Annotated in this window: 1 protein-coding gene; it reads right to left on the reverse strand. The window is 53.3% G+C overall.

The window, feature by feature from the left end; translation table 11 throughout:
- Positions 1-65 precede the first annotated feature (65 nt).
- Positions 66-482: DUF4747 family protein (locus tag RM704_RS44620; RefSeq protein ID WP_311593590.1), on the reverse strand; the 417-nt coding region annotated here is incomplete at its 5' end.

Genomic DNA, 482 nt, shown 5'->3' on the forward strand with positions numbered 1-482 from the left:
GTCCAGATCGTCCGCCGTACACGGTCCAGTAGTTGCGCAGGGTACGTAACTGCCCGCGCCAATGCTCAAAGAAATGATGCAATCCTTGCGAAAAACGTTGCCACTGACGAAGTGCCCACGACCTCAGCCCTGACAGTTTTTGGATGGTCTTTGGTAGACTCGAAGACAGTCTTTCCATCGTCATCCCTTCCCTCCGCCGAAACAGATCCATTGTTGGCGGCGACTTTCGCCAAAGTCCGCGTATCTTCGTCAGGCGTCAACTTCTGAATTCCAGGCCGCTTCTTCAACACGACCGTTTGTTCTTTGGCTCCCTGATCTAGCAGCTTCTGCAGAATTCGTTCTTCCTGCTCATCGAGACTGTCAGGGTTGGGTCGGACGACATTTATTTCGAGCTTCTTCAACCGGGGCATTGCGAAGATCATGTCCAGTGCTTCGGCCGAAGGTACAACGGTAACTTCAACCCTCGTCTCGCCTTCCTCGAG

The sequence above is a fragment of the Streptomyces gottesmaniae genome (assembly GCF_031845845.1).
GTDB classification, from domain to species: domain Bacteria; phylum Actinomycetota; class Actinomycetes; order Streptomycetales; family Streptomycetaceae; genus Streptomyces; species Streptomyces akebiae.